The following is a 17066-nucleotide window of genomic DNA, read 5'->3' on the forward strand; positions in this document are numbered from 1 at the left end:
GTCGTCGAATCAGCGTGGAGACAACCGGAATCGCGACGCCGGTATACCTGTTCGGCCGCGACGTCGTCCGGAGGTGAAGTGGTTCCGCGGTAGGAGGTCAGTGTCCACCCATGGTAGGAGGCCCGATTCGCGAAGGTCAATAACTAATCGTGCGGGTGCAGATCGAAAAGCATTGCGCGGTAGGTAATGCCAGACCCGTCGTCAATGCAGTTCAGGGCGGGTATGACGATATTATTCTGCTGTTATTACACAGTTATGACCTGGCTGGACTCGCCGGATTACAGCGTTATTCCGATGTTATTCCTCAAAATTCGGCGCCGGATTGCCGGAAGTGTTGAGCACGTGCTCCATTCGTGGCTACGATGGCTCGTCGAATACGCACCGGCGAAAGGCGATGGGCGTGGATCCTTACAACACCGGGCAGTTCCGTATCGAAGCGGAGGCCGAACCCATCGAGAGCTCGGCCTGGCTGCTCGAGTTCACCGAGCGATACATCGCCGGGTGGAACAGCGGAGACGGTGCGGCGGTCGCGAAGTGCGTCACCGAGGACACGATCTGGCACGACCCCTCGCTGGACGCGCCGGCGCACGGGCGGGCGGGTGTGCAGAAATTCGTCACCGACACGGTGCGCTCGTTCCCGGATGTCGCCTACACCAACCCGTTCCCGCCGACGCTCGCCGCGGACAACCGGATCGCCTTGGTGCCGTGGCGGATGACCGGCACTCATCTGGGCCCGATCGACCCGCCCGGTTTCGGCCCGACCGGCAAGCGAATCGACCTGCTGGTCATCGACGCGTGGCAGTTCCGCTCCGGGCTCATCTGGCGCAGCCAGGCCACCTGGGACCTGACCGAGATGCTGCTGCAACTGGGTCTGATGCCGCCGCGCGGAAGCGCCGCCGAGCGCGCGATGGCACGCGCCCAGCGGTTCCGGTCCCGGCTGCCGTTCTGACCGGTACCCGGTTCACGCGGGGTTCAGTCGCCGAACTTTTCGGCGAAGCGCTCCACCGCGAGTAGGACCGAGGAGCCGACGGTCTCCAGTTCGGCGCCCATGCCGACGAGAAGATTCACGATCGCGGGCACCAGTACTTCGAGTAGGCCGTCGTCGCCCAGGTGGCCTGCCATCTCCAGCTGGACGAAGCCGAACAGTCCCATCCACAGCTGTGCCGCGGCCGAACGGACGTCGGGAGTGTTGATCAGTCCCGCGTCCTGTGCGCGCTGCACCGCGCCGACCACGTGGTCGAAGGTCTCCGCGTAGTGCTCGAACTCCGAATCGTGCCCGGCCACCAGCACATTGCCGCGGTTGATCTTCAAGTCGATGCGCGTGCCGGTGCCGAACATCAGCTGGAACAGCTCCGGCCTGCGCTGGGCCTCGTCCCGGAACACCAGGCCGAGCACGAGCAGATCGGTGATCGGCTCCTCGCTCACCCCGGCCGCGTTCATCCGCTCGGCCAGCTGGGCGAATCCGGCGGAGCCCGCCGCCCGGATCAGCCCGGGCATGCCGCCGAAGTTGGAATACACCGCCATCGTGGAGACTCCGCACATGCGCGACACGCGGCGGACGGTGAGTGCGTGCAAACCCTCGGTCGACACCACCTCGACGGTCGCGTCGATCAGGCGATCGCGCAGCGCGGTGTTCATCGTGTCCGTCCCGGCCGGGCGCACGGCTAGTTCAGTTGTTCCGGCAGTTTGCTTGCTCATCGCTTCCGTTTCCCCAGCACGGTCACGCCGTGACGCATAGATCCGCTGGTGCGCTGTCTTCGGGAAGGCGGTACCGCCGCTCGACCGAGGGCGCCCCGGTCGCGGTCACCGCGCGGGCCCCCGGTCTCGGGGCGGTGGATCGCGGCCGGAATGGTCGGCCGTGCCTCGGCAGTGCCGCGGCGGCGATGTCTATTTCGATCGATGCACCATCGATTCGCTCGGTCCGGAAAGCTGATCGTGGTTCATCGCGCACAGAAATCTCCGTTCTTGCCGCACGAACGGGCGGGCAGAGCATGAGGGGGAGCCGCGTTCGCGGGCTACGAAGAGCGGGCGCACTCGCCGGGAGGTGCGTGTCGGAGGTGGGTGTCGTCACCGAAACTCTATGTGATACAGCGTAACATCCACAGGCGAACGGCCAAATGTTCTGCGTTGTTTCCTATTCGCTGCGTTGCGCTCGACCGTGGCACCCGGCGACCGGAGTGGCAAACTTCTGGACACGGCGATAATCTCGCAAAGCGGACAAATGGGGCTGCTGTCGATTCTCGATCCACACGGTCGTGAACACGCGGCAACGGTATCGTTCAGCGGGGATAGTTTCGTGGGTGGGAGGCCGGCCGATGTCGTCATCGATCTCGGGAATCGTCGCGTGGCCGGTCATCGGTTTCGTCGCCGCCGTGCTCGCCGGCCGGTGGTTGCTGGTACGCGACACAATTGTCGACAAACTGCTGAATCAGCTGTTCTTGTGGGGCTTGCTGAGTCTGCTGCTGTATCGCTGCACCATGACACCCGGCATCGCGAGCCTCGCCCATCAGCTTTCGCTCGGCTGCACGGTGATGGCGTCGATGTGCCTGCAAGGGATCGTCCGCATCTGGGCCTTCGACGTGGACCCGGCGGCGGTACGGCGCAGGCACCGCGTCTGCTGCGTGCTCGCGGCCGCGGCCACCGGCGCGATCCTGCTGGCGGGCACGGCGGCCCGGCAGGAAGGCAGACTCGTCGACTTGACCCTGGATGCCGAGGGATTGGTGGTGTGGACCGCTTTCGGTCTCCCGCTGCTGGTGAACGTCTCGCTGCTGGCCCGCATGTGCCTGCGTGAGCTGCGGGCGGGCGGCATCGGCCTGGCGGAGAAGCTGGTGTGCGCACTGATGATCTGGGCGGCAACACTTTTCGGTGTGAACCTGGTGCTGTCGACGGTGCGGGCGGTCACCGGATGGCAGCGCTGGGGTACGCATCTGATCCGGATCGAGGCGACGGTCACCATCTGTCTGGCGATCGACGCGACGGTGATCGCCATTCCGCTGATCCGGTCGCTGCTGGCCACGGCGGAACTCGATCGAGCAGGACGATCGTGCCGCAGGTTGCGCCCGCTGTGGCGGGATCTCACCACCGCCGTCCCGGAGATCGTGCTGCGGCCGGCCGCGGGCGAGCATGCCGATCCGGGGACCCAGCTGTTGCGGATGACGGTGGAGATCCAGGACGCGCTGCTGCATCTGGGCCGCTACGCCCCGGCGCACGGGGCATCGGACGAGTCGGGATGTCCGATGACCGACTACGCGCAGCAATTGGCGTGCGCGGCGGTCGCGCGACAGGGGGGCTCGGCGCCGATCGGATCGACCGCGGCCCGGCTGCCGGTGCCCGCGGCGGATTTCGACGCCGAGCTGCGACAACTGCTCGAACTGGCCCGCGTGTGGCCCGCGGCCCGCGCGGCGGCGGGCGAGCGGGTCCCGGTGGCCGTCGGCTAGAGCACCGCTTGGGTCTGGGTGACCTTCGCGACCAGCTTGTCCGCGTCGTCCCGGATCACCGTCTCCACCACGATGAACGAGCGTCCGGCATGCAACGGCGTCGCCGACGCGATGGCGTGCCCGGAGCGAACCGCGCGCAGGAAATTCGTCTTCGATTCCACCGTGGTGGTGCCCTGCTTGCCGTCCGGCAGGTTCAGGAACGCGCAGACCGCGCCGGTGGCGTCGGCGAGCGACATCAGCACCCCGCCGTGCAGCATGCCGCCCAGCGTGCACAGCGATTCGTCCCAGGCCAGGCGGCTGCGGACCAGCTCGGGGCCGTGGGCGAGCACCTCGATGCCGAGGCGTTCGGTGAACGGCATGGACTGGTGGAAAAGCTTGGTGCCGGTCTCATCGATCATGGCCGTGATCTTGCCCGCCGCCGGTCGCGGAGTCGATTACCTCGCGGGTAGTCGGGAGCGACCACTGGCGTTGCCGGATGGAGACCTGCACATCGGTTGCGTATCGGTCCGCGTTCGGTGAAACGGGGCGACGTCTGGCGGGTATCAGCTCATGAACCCGATGAACAGGAGAAACGCGATGACCGGACTCCAGCCGTTCTATCGGCAAGTGCAAGCCCACTACGACCTCTCCGACGAGTTCTACGCGCTGTTCCTCGACCCGACCATGACCTACAGCTGCGCCTACTTCGCGCGACCGGACATGACGCTCGAGCAAGCGCAGCGCGCGAAGATCGATCTGGCGCTAGGCAAGCTCGACCTGCGGCCGGGGATGACCCTGCTGGACGTCGGATGCGGGTGGGGCTCGACCATGCTGCGTGCCGCCACCGCCTACGGCGCGCAGGTCGTGGGGCTGACGCTCAGCCGCAACCAGTACGAGTACGTCGCGGACAAGATCGAACGCGAGCGCATCGCGGGCGCGCAGGTGCGGTTGCAGGGCTGGGAGGAATACGACGGCGAAGTCGACCGCATCGTCAGTATCGGCGCCTTCGAGCACTTCCGGCGTTCCCGCTACGAGACATTCTTCGAACGATGTCACCGGATGCTGCCGCCGGACGGCAGGATGTTACTGCACACCATCGTCGCGTACACGCTGAAAGACCTGCGGCGCATGGGAATTCCCGCAACCCGGGAAGACGCGCGGTTCCACATCTTCATCAAGCGGGAGATCTTCCCCGGCGGACAGCTGCCGCACCCCGCCGAGGTGACGCGCCTGGCCGGCCGCGCCGGCCTGGGCACGGAGAAGATCCAGGAGCTGCGGCCGCACTACGCGCGCACTCTCGACTGCTGGGCCGAGGCGTTGCGGGCGCACCGGGACCGGGCGATCGCCCTCGCGTCCGAAGAGGTCTATCAGCGGTACCTGAGGTATCTGACCGGGTGCGCGCGGCAGTTCCGCGAGGGCCGCATCGACGTCATGCAGTTCACGCTGGTCAAGTGAGCGGCGGCCGGGTCAGCTCAGCCGTGCCACCAGGGCGTCGGGCAGGTGGGGGAGCGCGAGATCGATCAGCCGCCAAGGCCACCCGGGCACGCACGCTCGTCGCTGCTCCTTCTCGATGGCGGCCACCATCGATGCGACGCCTTTGTCCAGGGGCGCGACCATCCGCGCGTCACCCGCCTTGGCCGCCATGTCGGTGGCTATGAAACCCGGCAACAGGGTGGTCACGGCGATCGGCGACCGCGCCAATTCGGTGGCCAGTGCGGCACCGAGAGCGGCGAGGCCCGCCTTGCTCGCCGAGTAGGCCGCCTTCTTGCCGGGAAGCCCGCGCACCGCGCTCATGGAGGCGACGAGCACCAGGTGGCCGGCCTGCTGCGCGCGGAAGATCTCCAGCGCCGCCTCCGCCTGCGCCAGCGCGCTGACGAAATTCGTCGTCGCCGTCGCGAGGTTCGCGTCGGCCCGCCCGCTGCCGATCGGCGCTCCCTTGCCGATACCGGCGTTGACGATCACGCGATCCAGGCCGCCGAGTTCGTCGCGCAGCTCGCCGAAGACGATCGGCACCGCGGCGTGGTCGTCCACGTCGAGGGCGCGTACCGCGACGGTGACTTCCGGGTGCGCGGCCACCAGCTCGTCGCGCAGCGCCGTGAGCGCGTCCAGCCTGCGGGCGCACAGCGCGAGATCGCGGCCCTTGCCCGCGAAGTCGCGCGCCATGGCGGCCCCGAGGCCCGCGCTCGCGCCGGTGATCAGAATCCTCTTCCGCGTCATGCGGCTGACCCTAGCCTCTATTGAACACAAGTCAATACGCCGCCCGGTGGGAGCGGCCGCTCGGTCAGCCGCCGAACGAGCCGGTCGGCGGCGGTGTCGGCAGCAACCGCCACGGCCCGCAGTTCTCGGTCTTGAACCCCACGTCGGTCGGCTTGATCTGCACCCGGACCGGACCGAGCCGGGTGTAGTTGTTCGCGAGGATGTACTGCATGTTCGTGTTGTCCCCCTCGACCTTCCACAGCCTGCGCCAATCGCAGGCGTAGGCCGGGTCGGGGGTGCCGGGCGCCTCCCAGATTCCGGGCACGATGTCGACGCCGACCAAGTAGACGCCGTCGTGCGTCATGGTGTTCGCGGGCTCGGCCGCCGCCGTCCCCGCGGCGAGCAGAGTCGCCGCGCAGCTCATGGCTCCCGCGACGAGGAGTGCGCGTGCACGCATACCGGTTCTCCTTGACTTGTACTACCGCCGCGCCCACGGTCGTCGTGCTCCCCGCGGCCGCGGCCGACTCGGGAGATCCCCGCATCTCCGCGGCAAGGAATACCAGAACCGACCGAGCGGTGTGCCCGGAATTCCGTAATTGGCGCGGAATGTCGTCTCGGACATCACCCGGTCGCCGCGCAGTAGGGGCGATGGTGCGAACGGGTCGAGTCCCGTCTCGCTTCGCCGCCGGGCTGGCCGTCGATCTCCCGAGGGCGCAGTTACTTGCTGTCCACCTCCGTCCTGCCGTGCGGGGATTACCGAGCAGATCGAGCGTGACCATGGCACTCGGCAAGTCGCCGACGATTTCCGCGTGCCGTTCGGTGTGGCGTGGAGCCGGATGCATTACGCTCTGCTACCTCTGCGCAAACTACCGAGCGAGCCGGACGGCCGGGCATCGCGCATGCTGTAACACTTCGATCACGCAACTTGCTTTGCTGATACACGCGTTGCCAGAGTTGACTACTGGGTTTGGTGTTACAAGTGGGAAGGGAGGGGTGCTCCGTCCCGGAGCACCGACCGCACTATGAAGCCAAGCATCATCAAGGCAGGGATCTGTACCGCCGTCACGGCCGCGGTGACGGTGACGCTGTCCGGGTTGCTCCCGGTCACCGCACAGGCGGCGCCGTCGGCGCTGGACATGTCGCAAAAGCTCGCCGGCAAGACCGTTTTCCTCGACCCAGGACATCAGGGGTCGAACCATTCCCAAGATTTGGCAAGACAGGTCAGCGATGGCCGCGGCGGCACCAAGGACTGCCAGACCACCGGCATGACCACGATGAACGGCGTTCCCGAGCACACCATCACCTGGAACGTCGCCCAGGTCGTCAAGACGTCGCTGGAGACACTCGGCGCGCACGTCGTGCTGAGCCGCCAGGACGACATGAACTGGGGCGGCTGCGTCGACGACCGGGCCCGCGCGGCGAGCCAGTCCGGCGCGGACGTCGCCGTGAGCATCCACGCCGACAGCGCGCCCGCACAGGATCGCGGGTTCCACCTGATCATCCCGGAGCTGCCGATCCCGAATCTGATCGTCGATCAGGCCCAATCGGGAGCGGGCCTCGCCGCGTCGAAGTCGGTGCGCGACGCGTACCGCGACGCGGGCTTCCCGCCCGCCAACTACGGCGGCGTCGTGGACGGTCTGCAGACCCGCAGCGACATCGCCGGGCCCGCGCTGACCACCGTTCCGCTCGTCTTCCTCGAGATGGGCAACGGCGCCAATCCCGAGGACGCGGCGCTGCTGGAAACACCCGACGGGCAGCTCAAGCACGCCATCGCGCTGACCACCGGAGTGGTCGGTTACCTGCTCGGCGCACCGCAGCCGGGTATCTCGCCGGATCAGCAGGCAAGCCAGACCACTCCGCAGGGCACGTCGCTCGACCGTCCCGCGGTGGCGCCGGGAACGCCGCAGGGCCAGACGAATCCGGGCACTCCCCAGGCGCAGGCGAACCCGGTGGTGCCGCAGGCGCAGACGAACCCGGTGGTGCCGCAGGCGCAGACGATTCCGGCGTTGCCGCAGAGTTGGACAACTCCCGGTGTGCCGCAGAGTCCGGCGGCTCCCGCGGTGCCGCAGGCGCAGTCCGTTCCGAGCACCTCGACGCCGAAGCCCGCGCCCGGCACCGCGACACCGCAGTCATCGGGCACGCCCGCGACGCCGAATGCACCGGGCACCTCCGGAACCCAGTCGCCGGGCACGCCGAACGCGCAGCAGTCACCCGGGACCGCCGGGGGCAACGCTTCGATCATGGAGTTGCTGATGCCGTTGGCGAAGATGCTGGGCCTGGACGACAACGCGATCACCACGGAGCTGATCAACCTCGGCTACAGCCTGGCGGGCATGCTGCTGGGCTCCTCGAAATAGTCCGCACACCGAACCCGCCGGACGCCATCCTCACCACCTCGAGGGTGGCGTCCGGTCTTTCCCGCGGCGCACTAGGGTGAGCGGAATGGCTGACCGGATTCCTGTTGTGCTCGTCGCGGGGTTTCTCGGTTCCGGAAAGACCACGCTGCTCAATCACTTGCTGCGGGACAACCAGGGAACGCGGATCGGGGTGGTGGTCAACGACTTCGGGGCGATCAACATCGATTCGATGCTGGTCGCCGGGCAGGTGGACGCCATGGTCTCGCTCGGCAACGGGTGCGTGTGCTGCGCGGTCGACGTCACCGAGCTGGACGAGCTGTTCACCCGGCTCACCCAGCCGAAGGCCGGAATCGACGTGATCGTCCTGGAAGCCAGCGGCTTGGCCGAGCCGCGCAGCCTCATCCGGATGGTGGTCGGCAGCGACAATCCTCGCCTGCGCTACGGCGGCCTGGTCGAGGTGGTCGACGCCGAAGAGTTCCCGCGCAGCAGTGCCCGCCACCCGGAGCTGCGCACGCATCTGCGGCTGGCCGATCTGGTCGTGATCAACAAGGCCGACCGGGTCGCGTCCGAGCGACTCGAACGGCTGCGCGAGGACGTCGCGGCGCTGGCCGGTTCGGTGCCGGTGTACGCGACCACCTACGGCCGGATCGATCCCGGGCTGCTGTTCGACCAACCGCACCGCACCCGCCCGCTGGTGGCCGAGCAGCTGAGCTTCGACGAACTGCTCGTCGAGCACGACCACGACGATCACGCCGGGCACCGTCACCTGCACGACGACTACGCCAGCGTCTCGTTCACCAGTGAACGAGCGCTGGACCCGCGCAAGTTGATCGGCTTCCTGGAGGACCCGCCGCCGGGATTGTTCCGGGCCAAAGGGTTCGCCGCCTTCGGGGTGGCCGACGAACGCAGGAAGTTCGTGTTGCATATGGTCGGCCGCCACATCGTCTTCGAGCCGGGCGGCTGGTCGCGCGGCGAAGCGCGGGGCGCGCAACTGGTGCTCATCGGGGCAGGCCTGCGCACCGATACGGCCCTGGCGCGGCTGCACGACACCGTGCACGACGCCGCCGAACCACTCGACGCGCAGAGCATGCTCGGCGTGTGGCGCTATACACCGCACTGAACGCGCGTCAGATTGGCGCGTTTGTTCGCGACATGTCGCGTTCGGTGCTGGTGACAGGGCAGTCTTTTCATGAGACTGAATGCGTGTCCGCCGGTCCGCGGGCACCGGGAGCGTACTGCCGCCCGCGGCGCCGCTCGGCAGCCCATCCGTGACCGACCGAATCGTTCTGCGACCGATGGGAGTTTCCCGTGTCAGATTCCATGGAGAGCGCCACCGCGTACGTCATCGAGGCGCTGGAGGCCAAGGGCACCGCCACCCGCGAGGACTTCGACGTTCCCGCGATCGTCGCCGAGACCCACGCCATCGCCAACAGCTGGGATTTCCGTGCGATCGAGGACGCGACGTTCTGGTCGATCGCCGCGCGTTTCATCAGGCCGTGAACGTCCGCTCCACCCACTCGGCGCGATACGCGGGGGTGGTCAGCGACCACCGCCGGGCCGCTCGCCGCATCGATCCCGGGTCGGAGTAGCCGAGGATCTCGGCCTGGCGCGACGGGCTCAACGGGCCGGTGGCCGTCGCGGCGACCAGCCGCGCGCCGCGTGCGCGATCCAGTTCCGCGCGCCAAGTGGTGCCCGCCTCTCGCAACCGCCGCTGGAGCGTGCGGGGGCTTGTCGCCAGCCTGCGCGCCACCCGCTCGAGGGACGCGTCGCCCTCGTCCAGACAGTTCGCCAGCGCGGCCGCGACACGCTCCGGCCAGGCGGTGGCCAGCGGCGGCGGTGGCGGAAGGGCCGCGGCCAACGGCCGCAGGATGCCGGCCAGCACCGGATCACTGGTGGTCAGCGGCAGATCCATATCCGAGGCGCGGAAGATCATGGCGTCCACCGGCGCGTCGAACTCGATCGCGGTGGTGCCGAATACCTCGACGAAGGTGTCGGTCTTGGCGGGCGCGCGCTGGCGCAGCGAGACCCGCAACGGAGCCAGCGGTTCGCGCACCACGCGCCGCGCGCGGCTGAGCACCGCGCACAGCCCCCACAGCTGAGTGAGATCCCGGCCCCGGCCCTCACCGTCGATCATGTCGAGATACAGGGTGACTTCGTCGTCGTTCTCCGCGACCAGATCGAACCGATGGTTGGTGGTCACCGCCGTGACGTACGGCCCACAGGTCGCCAATCCGGCGCCCAGCGTCGGGGCCGAGGAGAACAGGTAGTCGTAGAGGCCCAGGCAGGTGAGTTCGTAGCGGCTCGCCACGTTCAGGGCGACGTCCGGATCGCCGAGTTCGTGCTCCCCGATCTCCCACAGCCGGGAGAACGTCTGGCTGGGCAGGTGCACGTCGTCGCCCGCCATGGTCCACTCCGGCAACCCGGATTCCCGGAGCAGCCGGTCGCGATCGACGCCGGCCGCGGTGAGCTGCGAGATGACGAACCGGTGGAGCAAGACCTGGTCGGTTCCCACGCCGACACGCTATCCCGGTCGTGTTGATTCGTCATGAGATTCATGTCACGGTCAGGTCACCCGCAGGCGTTCACCCATTCGGACAGGCCGTCGGCGAACAACTGGCGTTTCCAGATCGGGACTTCGTGCTTGATCCGATCCACCAGTTCCGAGCACGCCGCGAACGCCGCGCCCCGATGCGCCGCCGCCACCGCGACGACGATCGCGCGGTCACCGATGCCGAGCGAGCCGATGCGATGCACGGCCGCGACCGGCAAACCGTGCGCGGCGGCCAGTTCCGCGCAGACGGTGCGCAGGAAGCGTTCCGCCTGCGGGTGCGCGGAGTATTCCAGGGCCGAAACGGCCTGCCCGCCATCATGGTCGCGGACCTTCCCGGTGAACACCACGACCGCGCCGTAGTGCGGTCCGCAGACCGCCTCCTCGACCTCCGCCGGGTCGAGCGGCTGGTCGCTGATCCGGGCGAGCCGGACCTCGGCCTCAGCCGTTGTCATGACTTCCACCTCCGGCGACTTGTGCGAGCAGATGATCCAGCAGCGGTTCCAGCACCGCGATGCCGTCGCGAACGCCTCCCGGCGATCCCGGCAGATTCACCACCACCGAGCGCCCGGCCAGCCCCGCCACGCCGCGACTCAGCGCCGCCAGCGGGAATTTCGCCGTGCCGCGCTGCCGGATCGCCTCCGCGACACCGGGGAGTTCGCGGTCGAGCAAGGCGAGGGTGGCCTCCGGGGTCCCGTCGGTGGGGGACGCACCGGTCCCGCCGGTGCTGATGACGAGCGCCGGTTCGAAGCGCAACGCGTCGGCCAGGCCGAATTCGATCTCGGCGTCGGCGTAGACCAGCGGGCCCCGCACCGAGAAGCCGAGTCCGTCCAGCCAGTCCGCGAGCACCGGACCGGTGGTGTCCTCGCGGGTCCCCGCCGCCACACCGGTCGACGCGACCAGCACCACGGCCGACCGCGGCTCCCCGTCGAGTTCCGGCTCGGCGTACTCCGCGATGTCCGGCTCGGTATCCGCGATGTCCGGCTCGGTATCCGCGTCCTCGGGGGACAGGTCTTCGTCGGCGGAAGGCGGGATCGGGCCTTCGTCGGCCGGGCGCTCCCAATGTCCGCGTTTGCCGCCTTCTTTGGTGAGCAGCCGCACGTCGGTGAGCGTCGCCGCGGGGTCGACCGCCTTCACCATGTCGTGCAGGGTGAGCCCGGCGACCGCGACCGCGGTGAGCGCCTCCATCTCCACCCCGGTAGGACCCTTGGTCTTCGCGGTGGCCTCGATCGTGATGGCGGTGTCGGTGAAACCGAACTCCACTCGCACCGACGACAGCGCCAGCTGATGGCACAGCGGGATCAGTTCGGAGGTCTTCTTCGCCCCCGAGATTCCCGCGATGCGTGCGGTGGACAGCACATCCGCCTTCGGCAGGTCGTCGGCCCGCACCAGCGCGACCACCTCGGCCGTGGTGCGCAACTCGCCTGCCGCGACGGCGATCCGGGTGGTATCGCTCTTCGCGCTCACATCCACCATGCGGGCGCGGCCTTCCTGGTCGACATGGGACAACTCGCTCATAAGGACCACACTCGCACAAGCGCTCCGGCGGGCAGCGCGGTGACCTCGGCGGGCACATCGATCAGCACCTCGGCCCACGCCATGGCCGCCACGAGATGCGACCCCGGACCGGAGACCACCTCGACCGCCCGGGGCTGCCGGTGCGCGGGCGATTCCCCCGGATGGGCGCGGATGAGTCTGCCCCGCAGGAATTGCCGTTTCCCTTCCGGCGAGCGCGGCACGGCGTCGGCCAGCGGAAGCTCGTAGGCGTCCACCTCGGGCAGACCGGCGAGACGCCGCAGGATCGGGCGGGCGAACACCTCGAACGACACCATCGTGCTGACCGGATTGCCGGGGAAGCTGAGCACCGGCACCCCGTCGACCACGGTCAGTCCCTGCGGGCCGCCCGGTTGCATCGCGACCGAGCCGAACCGCCCGCCCATCGGCTCCAGCACGTCCTTGACCACCTCGAAGTCGCCCTTGGACACGCCGCCGGAGGTGAACACCACATCGGCGTTCTCGGTCGCCGCCGACAGCAGCGCGCGGAAACGCGCCGGATCGTCGGTGCTGTGCGCCACCGAGACGACATCGACGCCGTTCGCCGCGAGCGCCGCGGCGAGGGCGACGCCGTTGGAGTTGTAGATCTGCCCCGGCCGCAGCGGCTTTCCGGCCGCGACCAACTCGTCGCCGGTGGTGATCACCGCGGCGCGCACCGACCGGAAGACCGCCACCGCGGGCAGGCCGACGGCGGCGAGGGCGGCGACATGCCGGGGGGCGAGCATGGTTCCCGCCCGCACGAGCAGATCCCCGGTCCGGACGTCCGTCCCCGGTTCCCGCACGAATTCGCCTGCGCTGCGTCCGCGTTCGATGGTCACCGTGCCGTCGCCCACGTGGGTGTCCTCCACCGGCACGACGCAGTCCGCGCCGGGTGGGATCGGCGCACCGGTCATCACCTTCATCGCAGCGCCCCTCGGTAGCGGCGTGCGGCCCGCCGCGCCCGCCGCGACCACGCCGGTCAAGGGCAGGGTGACCGGGGCGACCAGTACCGATTCGGCGCGCACCGCGTAGCCGTCCATCGCGGAGTTCCGGAACACCGGCAGCTCGATCGGCGAGCGGACGTCCTCGGCCGACTGCCTGCCCAGCGCCCGCGGCACCGGGACGGACTCGACCGTGCGCGCGGCCAATGGCCGCAGCAGCTGTTCGATGCTGTCGCGGTAGTCGTCGACGGGCCTGGCCGAGACGCCGGCGGGCCGAGGGTTCATGCGAGTCAGCCTAATGGGTGCGGTCGGACGTAGTCCGTCCTCAGCCTGCGCATGGCCGGAGCGAAGGCGGAGGTACGCCTAACGCCCGATCCGTGCGCAGGTCGCCCGGCGACGCGCTCGTCCCCGGCGCGGCCTCACCGTCGATTCGCGGCCGTGGTGAGCCCGAAGTGAGCATTCCGCCCGCAGCCGAATCGGGACAGGCGGTCATAATGGACGTGTGACTCTGGTCGAGATCGGGATTCCCGCGGTGCGTTCCGGGCGTCCCTCGCTCGCCGGCCGTCCCGACACCCCCTACTTGCTGGATCGTTTCGGACGCGTCGCCCGCGACCTACGCGTATCCATCACCGAGAAGTGTTCGCTGCGCTGTACCTATTGCATGCCGGAGGAGGGGCTGCCGGAGATTCCCCGGCACGAACTGCTCACGGTGGACGAGATCGTGCGTCTGGTCAGCCTCGCGGTGCGCGAACTGGGGGTGCGTGAGGTCCGCTTCACCGGGGGCGAGCCGCTGATGCGCCGCGAGCTGGAACAGATCATCGCGGGCTGTCACGCCGAGGTGCCGCACATCCCGCTGGCCATGACGACCAACGGCATCGGGCTCGAGCACCGCGCGTTCGGCCTCGCCGCCGCGGGACTGCACCGGGTGAACGTGTCGCTGGACACCGTGGACCGGGCCGGTTTCGCGCGGCTGACGCGCCGCGACCGCCTCGAATCGGTGTTCGCGGGTGTTCGCGCCGCCCGTGCCGCCGGGCTGGCGCCGATCAAGGTCAACGCCGTCTTGATGCGCGAAACCCTCTCCGGTGCATCGGATCTGCTGCGCTGGTGCTTGGACGAGGGTTGCGAACTGCGTTTCATCGAGGAGATGCCGCTCGACGCCGACCACGAGTGGGCTCGCGCCAATATGGTCACCGCCGCCGAGCTGCTCGACGTGCTCGGCGCCCGGTTCGGGCTCACCGAGGCCGGCCGCGCCGATCCGTCGGCTCCCGCGGAGAAGTGGCTGGTCGACGGCGGCCCCGGCACCGTGGGCATCATCGCCACCGTGACTCGCAAGTTCTGCGACACCTGCGACCGCACCCGGCTCACCGCGGACGGCATGCTGCGCTCCTGCCTGTTCAGCGACCAGGAATTCGACCTGCGCCAGGTGCTGCGCTCCGGCGCGGGCGATGACGAGGTCGCGACCCTCTGGCGTGGTGCGATGTGGAACAAATGGGCAGGTCACGGCATCGATGCGGAGGGCTTCGTCCCCCCGGAGCGGACGATGGGAGCCATCGGTGGTTGAGATCCGCTATTTCGCCGCGATCGCCGACGCCGTCGGCAAGGACGGCGAAACCCTCGACCTCCCGGCCGGAGCGACGGTGGCCGACCTGCGCGCCGCCCTGTCCGCCACCTACGGCCCGGACCTGGACAAGATGCTGTCGGTGTGCGCCTATCTGATCGGTGACGAGCTCACCCGTGATCCCGCCGCCGCGCTGAGCCCGCGCGTCGACGTCCTGCCCCCCTTCGCCGGGGGATAGCCTGGCGCGACGCGTCCGCACCGGCGGGCACGCCGCCGGAGCCGATGGCTTCAGGGACGGCGGTTCCCGGCGCGCCGTCTCGCGCCGGGTGAGTCGGAGCCGACGCTCAGCGCCACCAAGTGTCCAGCGGAGTCACCGGGACGGTGCGCTTGTGCCGGGTGTTGCGGAAGATGCCTTCCAGCCGCTCGGCGACCTCGGGGGTCACCTCTTTGCCTTCCAGGTAGTCATCGATCTCGCTGTAGCGCAGGCCGAGCGCCTCCTCGTCGGGCAGGGCGGGGCGGTCGTCCTCCAGGTCGGCGGTGGGCACCTTGGACCAGATGCTGGCGGGTGCGCCCAGCTCCTGGAGCAGGGCGGCGCCCTGGCGCTTGGTGAGACCGGTGAGCGGGGTCAGGTCGACACCGCCGTCGCCGTACTTGGTGAAGAATCCGGTGACCGCCTCGGCCGCGTGGTCGGTGCCGATCACGAGCAGGTTCTCCTGCCCGGCCAGCGCGTACTGGAGCACCATGCGTTCGCGCGCTTTGATGTTGCCGCGCACGAAGTCCCGCAGCTGGTCCACCTGCAACGCCGACGCCGCCTCCGCGGCCGCGGCACTCGCGCTGGGCCGGATGTTCACCACGACCTGCCGGTCGGGCCGGACGAAGGCCATGGCGGTGAGCGCGTCGGCCTCGTCGGCCTGCACGCCGTGGGGCAGCCGGACGGCGAGGAAGATCGCGTCTACACCGTCGGCGCGCAGTTCCTCGACCGCGAGCTGGCACAGCCTGCCCGCGAGAGCGCTGTCCTGTCCACCGCTGATGCCGAGAACGAAACCACGTGCGGGAGTGGCGTTCAGATAATCCTTGAGAAAATCGACCCGGCGGCGGATCTCTTCCTTCGGTTCGATCGTGGGCTGGACGCCCAATTCACTGATGATCTGTTCGCGCAGGTTCCCCATGGCGCCCGAGTGTACTGGCGATTCAGCGGGTGACAACGCGACGGACGACGTCCTCCCAGTTGTCGCCGATCTGCTCGCGGGTGTAACCGAGCACCTGCATCTGGTGCATGACCAGCGCCGCGCCCAGCATCGCCAGCAGCCAGTCGGCGACGAGCGGGACCTCCCCGGGCATGTCGGCCTGCCGCAACAGCATCGCGACGTGAGCGCGCAGCAATCCGTAGGGCGCACCGGAATACCGGTCACCCGCCTCGCCGAGTTCGGCCGCGCGGTGCAGTTCGCCTTCCACTTCGATGTCGAGGAGCCTGGCCCGCCCGAAGGCGACCAGTCGTTCCACCGGAGGTGCGCCAGGGCCGAGCGGCGGCGGGCCGAAGATGAACGACTCCTGGTACTTCTGCTCGGAGTGGTCCAGTAAGGCGAGCATCAGGCCGGATCTGCTGCCGAACCGGCGGAAGACCGTGCCTTTGCCGACCCCGGCGCGTTTCGCCAGCGCGTCCATGGTGAGACTGTCCACGCCGTGCTCGCGCACCAGCTGTTGCGCCGCGTCCAGCAGCAGCCGGCGATTGCGCGCCGCGTCGGCGCGCTCGGCGGGCTCCGAGGTGCCGGGCAGCGGGGCGCCGACATCGAGCAATCGACGGGAGCCGTCGGAGGTCGAGTGGGGTGTGGGGTAGTTCACAGCGCTCACGCAGGCTCCGCGGGAAGTAATCGGACCATGGTCCGGTTAGTGTGTGGTGAACGTACGGACACCATCTAATTCAGTACACCAGGAGTGTTCATGAGCCAGACCCGCATTCTCGCACTCGTCGGCAGCCTGCGCGCGGCCTCGGTCAATCGGCGGCTGGCCGAAGCGGCGGCCCACGCCGCGCCGGAGGGCGTCGAGGTCACCCTCTACGACGGACTCGCCGACATTCCGTTCTACAACGAGGACATCGACGTCCCCGGCTCGGTTCCGGCGGCGGCCCAGGCGCTGCGCGACGCGGTCGCCGAGGCCGACGGCCTGCTGGTGGTCACTCCGGAGTACAACGGCACGCTGTCGGCGGTGCTGAAGAACGCGATCGACTGGGCCTCTCGCCCGTACGGCGCCGGCGCCATCAAGGGCAAGCCCACCGCTGTGGTGAGTGCGTCGATCAGCCCGAACGCGGCGCAGTGGGCGCACGGCGACGCCGTCAAGGCGCTCGGCGTGGCGGGCGCGCGAGTGGTCGAGGCCGCGCACCTGCACTTCGGTGTCATCGGTGAGCGCTTCGGCGCCACGCATCCGCGCGACGACGCCGAGGCGCTCACCCAATTGGCCGGCACCGTGCGCGAACTGGTCGAGGCCACGCGGGGCGAATTCGCGTCGGTGTAAGCTCCA

The 17066-nt window shown here is 69.0% G+C and carries 19 protein-coding genes; 9 read left to right on the forward strand and 10 right to left on the reverse strand.

Features of this window, described 5'->3' with window-relative positions; genetic code table 11:
• Positions 1–400 precede the first annotated feature (400 nt).
• Positions 401–949: a nuclear transport factor 2 family protein gene (locus tag ABZ803_RS05630; protein ID WP_357033372.1), complete on the forward strand. Its 549-nt coding sequence runs from the start codon at positions 401–403 to the stop codon at positions 947–949.
• A 23-nt stretch (positions 950–972) separates the two neighbouring features.
• Here ABZ803_RS05630 and ABZ803_RS05635 read toward each other — a convergent pair whose 3' ends face one another.
• Complete coding sequence (locus tag ABZ803_RS05635; RefSeq protein ID WP_357033375.1) at positions 973–1698, reverse strand: TetR/AcrR family transcriptional regulator; 726 nt, start codon at positions 1696–1698, stop codon at positions 973–975.
• A gap of 617 nt (positions 1699–2315) precedes the next feature.
• On the opposite strand from ABZ803_RS05635, the gene ABZ803_RS05640 reads away from it, so the two are divergent.
• Entirely contained in the window at positions 2316–3437 is a 1122-nt protein-coding gene (locus tag ABZ803_RS05640; protein WP_357033378.1) for an MAB_1171c family putative transporter, read from the forward strand.
• Here ABZ803_RS05640 and ABZ803_RS05645 read toward each other — a convergent pair.
• On the reverse strand, positions 3434–3835 hold the full coding sequence (locus ABZ803_RS05645) for a PaaI family thioesterase (RefSeq protein ID WP_357033381.1): 402 nt from the start codon (positions 3833–3835) through the stop codon (positions 3434–3436). The genes ABZ803_RS05640 and ABZ803_RS05645 overlap by 4 nt on opposite strands.
• Before the next feature lie 178 nt (positions 3836–4013).
• Between ABZ803_RS05645 and ABZ803_RS05650 the strand changes: the two genes are divergently transcribed.
• Positions 4014–4871 carry a cyclopropane mycolic acid synthase family methyltransferase gene (locus ABZ803_RS05650; protein ID WP_357033384.1) on the forward strand — a complete coding sequence of 286 codons (858 nt, stop codon included), beginning with the start codon at positions 4014–4016 and terminating at the stop codon, positions 4869–4871.
• 12 nt (positions 4872–4883) lie between these two features.
• On the opposite strand, the gene ABZ803_RS05655 is transcribed toward ABZ803_RS05650, so the two are convergent.
• Positions 4884–5633 carry an SDR family oxidoreductase gene (locus ABZ803_RS05655; protein WP_357033387.1) on the reverse strand — a complete coding sequence of 250 codons (750 nt, stop codon included), beginning with the start codon at positions 5631–5633 and terminating at the stop codon, positions 4884–4886.
• A 64-nt stretch (positions 5634–5697) separates the two neighbouring features.
• Positions 5698–6069 (reverse strand): hypothetical protein, encoded by a 372-nt coding sequence (locus ABZ803_RS05660; protein WP_357033390.1) that lies wholly within the window; start codon positions 6067–6069, stop codon positions 5698–5700.
• A 565-nt stretch (positions 6070–6634) separates the two neighbouring features.
• Between ABZ803_RS05660 and ABZ803_RS05665 the strand changes: the two genes are divergently transcribed.
• From ABZ803_RS05665 to ABZ803_RS05675, 3 genes are all read left to right on the forward strand, one after another.
• Positions 6635–7969, forward strand: a complete 1335-nt coding sequence (locus tag ABZ803_RS05665; RefSeq protein WP_357033393.1) for an N-acetylmuramoyl-L-alanine amidase — start codon at positions 6635–6637, stop codon at positions 7967–7969.
• An 85-nt stretch (positions 7970–8054) separates the two neighbouring features.
• Positions 8055–9089, forward strand: coding sequence for a CobW family GTP-binding protein (locus ABZ803_RS05670; protein ID WP_357033396.1), 1035 nt, complete (start codon positions 8055–8057; stop codon positions 9087–9089).
• Positions 9090–9277: 188 nt separating this feature from the next.
• Positions 9278–9469, forward strand: a complete 192-nt coding sequence (locus tag ABZ803_RS05675; RefSeq protein ID WP_040868744.1) for a hypothetical protein — start codon at positions 9278–9280, stop codon at positions 9467–9469.
• Here the strand turns inward: ABZ803_RS05675 and ABZ803_RS05680 are convergent.
• From ABZ803_RS05680 to glp, 4 genes are read right to left on the reverse strand one after another with little or no spacing between them, the layout of a single operon-like run.
• Positions 9459–10481 (reverse strand): AraC family transcriptional regulator, encoded by a 1023-nt coding sequence (locus tag ABZ803_RS05680; RefSeq protein WP_357033399.1) that lies wholly within the window; start codon positions 10479–10481, stop codon positions 9459–9461. The two genes, ABZ803_RS05675 and ABZ803_RS05680, sit on opposite strands and share 11 nt — an antisense overlap.
• Before the next feature lie 56 nt (positions 10482–10537).
• Positions 10538–10972: a molybdenum cofactor biosynthesis protein MoaE gene (locus tag ABZ803_RS05685; RefSeq protein WP_357033402.1), complete on the reverse strand. Its 435-nt coding sequence runs from the start codon at positions 10970–10972 to the stop codon at positions 10538–10540.
• Positions 10959–12035: a bifunctional molybdenum cofactor biosynthesis protein MoaC/MoaB gene (gene moaCB, locus ABZ803_RS05690; RefSeq protein WP_357033405.1), complete on the reverse strand. Its 1077-nt coding sequence runs from the start codon at positions 12033–12035 to the stop codon at positions 10959–10961. The genes ABZ803_RS05685 and moaCB overlap by 14 nt, the downstream gene beginning before the upstream one ends.
• A complete protein-coding gene (gene glp / locus ABZ803_RS05695) occupies positions 12032–13276 on the reverse strand; it encodes a gephyrin-like molybdotransferase Glp (RefSeq protein ID WP_357033408.1) in 1245 nt (414 codons plus the stop codon). The genes moaCB and glp overlap by 4 nt, the downstream gene beginning before the upstream one ends.
• Positions 13277–13493: 217 nt before the next feature.
• On the opposite strand from glp, the gene moaA reads away from it, so the two are divergent.
• Together moaA and ABZ803_RS05705 are read left to right on the forward strand one after the other, a co-directional pair.
• Positions 13494–14552 (forward strand): GTP 3',8-cyclase MoaA, encoded by a 1059-nt coding sequence (gene moaA / locus ABZ803_RS05700; RefSeq protein ID WP_357033411.1) that lies wholly within the window; start codon positions 13494–13496, stop codon positions 14550–14552.
• Positions 14545–14787, forward strand: a complete 243-nt coding sequence (locus ABZ803_RS05705) for a MoaD/ThiS family protein (RefSeq protein ID WP_357033414.1) — start codon at positions 14545–14547, stop codon at positions 14785–14787. Before moaA ends, ABZ803_RS05705 begins: the two co-directional genes overlap by 8 nt.
• A gap of 106 nt (positions 14788–14893) precedes the next feature.
• Here ABZ803_RS05705 and nadE read toward each other — a convergent pair whose 3' ends face one another.
• Both nadE and ABZ803_RS05715 read right to left on the reverse strand, forming a co-directional pair.
• Positions 14894–15718, reverse strand: a complete 825-nt coding sequence (gene nadE / locus ABZ803_RS05710; RefSeq protein WP_357033417.1) for an ammonia-dependent NAD(+) synthetase — start codon at positions 15716–15718, stop codon at positions 14894–14896.
• Positions 15719–15740: 22 nt separating this feature from the next.
• Entirely contained in the window at positions 15741–16346 is a 606-nt protein-coding gene (locus ABZ803_RS05715) for a TetR/AcrR family transcriptional regulator (RefSeq protein ID WP_357034299.1), read from the reverse strand.
• Between the two features lie 144 nt (positions 16347–16490).
• Between ABZ803_RS05715 and ABZ803_RS05720 the strand changes: the two genes are divergently transcribed.
• On the forward strand, positions 16491–17060 hold the full coding sequence (locus ABZ803_RS05720; RefSeq protein ID WP_357033420.1) for an NAD(P)H-dependent oxidoreductase: 570 nt from the start codon (positions 16491–16493) through the stop codon (positions 17058–17060).
• The last annotated feature ends 6 nt before the right edge of the window (positions 17061–17066 follow it).

It is taken from the genome of Nocardia sp. NPDC047648, from assembly GCF_040642815.1.
GTDB classification, from domain to species: Bacteria; Actinomycetota; Actinomycetes; order Mycobacteriales; family Mycobacteriaceae; genus Nocardia; species Nocardia gamkensis.